The 2,746-nt window shown below is 69.6% G+C and carries 3 protein-coding genes; all 3 read left to right on the top strand.

Translation table 11 applies throughout. From position 1 onward, the window contains the following. Window positions 1-251 precede the first annotated feature (251 nt). The 3 genes from OTB19_RS42420 to OTB19_RS42410 all read left to right on the top strand — a co-directional run bounded on the left by OTB19_RS42420 (window position 252) and on the right by OTB19_RS42410 (window position 2,639). Entirely contained in the window at window positions 252-1,736 is a 1,485-nt protein-coding gene (locus OTB19_RS42420; RefSeq protein ID WP_267804197.1) for an MFS transporter, read from the top strand. Window positions 1,737-1,751: 15 nt separating this feature from the next. Beyond that, window positions 1,752-2,156 carry a pyridoxamine 5'-phosphate oxidase family protein gene (locus tag OTB19_RS42415; RefSeq protein ID WP_267804196.1) on the top strand — a complete coding sequence of 135 codons (405 nt, stop codon included), beginning with the start codon at window positions 1,752-1,754 and terminating at the stop codon, window positions 2,154-2,156. Between the two features lie 228 nt (window positions 2,157-2,384). Beyond that, window positions 2,385-2,639, top strand: coding sequence for an FAD-dependent monooxygenase (locus tag OTB19_RS42410; protein ID WP_420717029.1), 255 nt, complete (start codon window positions 2,385-2,387; stop codon window positions 2,637-2,639). Window positions 2,640-2,746: the final 107 nt, after the last annotated feature.

Here is a 2,746-nt window from a genome sequence, read left to right as displayed (position 1 = left end):
CTTCCTGCCCTCAGGCCTGCCCTTCGGCAGTCCCGAGGACTGCCTCGACTGCGCCTGCTACCTCTACCTCGGCGACCAGCCGACCTGACCAACACCCCTCCACGAACTTTCGCGGTGCAGCACTAGGTACCTACTTTACTGGGGATGCTAGCTTCCCGAAAGCCACCAGAGAGCGCCGGTGTTGCAGGCCGACGCCCCTCCCGCCGTCCCCGTTTTCCCTCCCCCGTTCTCATCCCGCTTCGAGGAGTGGCATGTCGATCCAAGAGTCCCTGCGCACCACCACAACGCCGGAGGCCGGGCCCGCCCGGCGTCCCGGCCTCATCCTGGCGTTCCTCTGCCTGGCCGGCTTCATGACCTTCCTCGACGTGTCGATCGTGAACGTCGCGCTGCCGACCATCGAGGACGAACTCCACATCTCCCAGACGGCACTCCAGTACGTCGTCACCACCTACGGCATGGTCCTCGGCGGCTTCCTGCTGCTGACCGGCCGCCTCGCCGACACCCTCGGCCGCCGTCGGATGCTCCAGACCGGCCTGCTCCTGTTCGCCGCCTCCTCGCTGCTCGCGGGCCTGGCCCAGAACTCCTCCATGCTGATCGGCGCCCGCGGCGCCCAGGGCCTGGGCGCGGCCTTCATCGCCACCGCCGCCCTGAGCCTGCTGACCAACAACTTCGAGGAAGGCCCGGCGCGCAACAAGGCGCTCGGCGCGTGGGGCGCCCTCAGCGGCGTCGCCGCCGTCGCCGGCGTCACCCTCGGCGGTCTGCTCACCGACGGCCCCGGCTGGCGCTGGATCTTCTTCCTCAACGTGCCCATCGGCATCGTCGGCGCCCTGATCGCCCCGCTCGTCGTCGGCGAGAGCCGCGCCGCCGAGCGCACCCGCAGCTTCGACTTCGCCGGCGCCGTCGTCCTCACCGCCGGTCTGATCCTGCTCATCTTCACCCTCGGCCAGACCATCGACGACTCCGACGTCCCGGCCGCCCGCATCTACGGTGGCTTCGCACTGGCCGCCGTCCTGCTGATCGCCTTCCTCTTCATCGAACGCCGCGCCAAGGCCCCGCTGATGCCGCTCGGCATCTTCCGCCGCCCCTCGCTGCGCGCCGCCAACGTCATCGCGATCCTGCTGCTGGGCACCTGCGTCAGCCTGTTCTTCTTCGCCAGCCTCTTCATGCAGCAGGTGCTGGAGTGGTCCGCCATCAGGACCGGTCTCGCCTACGTGCCCCTCGCGCTGACCACCGCGGTCGGCGCGGGCGTCGCCTCCCAGATCGTCACCAAGGTCGCCGCCAAGCCCGTCCTGATGGTCGGTCTGACACTGGTCAGCGGCGGCATGCTGCTCCTGTGGAACGCCCCCTCCGACGCCGCCTACCTCACCGACCTGCTCCCCGCGTTCATCATCTGCGGCCTGGGTCTGGGCGCCTCCTTCGTCCCGCTCCAGATCTCCGCCTTCGCCGGCTCCGAGGAGCAGGAGGCGGGCCTGGCCGCCGGCCTCATCAACACCGCGCAGGAGATCGGCGGAGCCCTCGGCCTCGCCGTCGCCGCCACCTTCGCCTTCCGCCGGATCCCCGAGCTGACCGCCAAGGCGCACGGGGTCCCGGACCTGGTCCGCGAGGCCCGCACCACCGTCTTCCACGACGCCTTCCTCATCAGCGCCGGATTCGCCGCGCTCGCCTTCCTGGTGACCCTGGTGCTGCTGCCCCTGACCAAGGCCAAGGACCAGCCGGCCGGCACGCCGGTCCACTGAGAACGGAACCCCTCCATGGCACCCACACGCACACCGGCACTGCGGCTCTCCGCGGAGGCCGAGGCCTTCCTCGCCGAGAACCACCTGTGCACCTTCACCACGCTGCGACCCGACGGCAGCCCCCACACCGCGCCGGTGCGCTTCACCTGGGACGGTGACGCCGGCCTCGCCAGGGTCATGACCACGGCGACCCGGCGCAAGGCCAGCAACCTGCTGGCCAACCCGGGCGGGCGGGTGTCGGTCTGCCAGATGGCGGGCTGGCAGTGGCTCACCCTGGAGGGGACGGCCACCGTCTCCACGGACCCCTCCCGGGTCGCGGAGGGAGTACGCCGCTACACCGAGCGGTACTGGTCGGCGCCGCCGCAACCGCCGGGTCTGGCCGTCGTCGAGATCCGGGTCGACCGGGTGCTCGGCGGCTGAGAGGACACCGCGGACAGCGGTACGCGCGTCACGAGGGTGCCGGAAGCAGTGCTTCCGGCACCCTCGCGCGTCCGCCCGCACCCCCTCTCACCTCCCCGGAGCGGTCCCCTGACACTGCTGCCGGGGATCTGACGAACTTGTCAGAGCCCTGTATCGGAGACCGTTCAGCTTCCCGCGGCCCCTCGGAATACTGGAGAAAACGCCAGCGGGAGAGGGAAGATGGAAAGCTTGAACGCCGATGTCATCGTTGCCGGAGCGGGCCCTGCGGGACTCATGCTCGCAGGAGAACTGCGCCTTTCCGGTCTCTCCGTGATCGTCCTCGACCGTCTCACCGAACCGATGCGCCAATCCCGCGCACTCGGATTCTCGGCCCGCACCATCGAGGAATTCGGACAGCGCGGTCTCCTCGCGGAATTCGGGGAACTCGACACCATTCCGGGAGGCCACTTCGGCGTAAGCATTCAGCCTCGATCCACCGTGTAACGGCCGGGCTGTGGACAGGGAAACGGGAGGAGGTGCCCGCTGACCTGGGATGATGGGAGTTCTCACGCTTCCACCAGCACCAACCGGCAAGGCACCTCTCAAGTGAA

Origin of the sequence: Streptomyces sp. H27-H5 (assembly GCF_026627505.1) — a bacterium.
Classification (GTDB): Bacteria; Actinomycetota; Actinomycetes; order Streptomycetales; family Streptomycetaceae; genus Streptomyces.
Note: the sequence above shows the minus strand (reverse complement) of the source record. Positions and strands in the feature narration are given on the sequence as shown.

What these genes read in the sequence shown, in the direction of transcription:
- OTB19_RS42420 (WP_267804197.1), top strand. Translation starts at nt 252, where the DNA reads ATGTCGATCCAAGAGTCCCTGCGCACCACCACAACGCCGGAGGCCGGG.
- OTB19_RS42415 (WP_267804196.1), top strand. Translation starts at nt 1,752, where the DNA reads ATGGCACCCACACGCACACCGGCACTGCGGCTCTCCGCGGAGGCCGAG.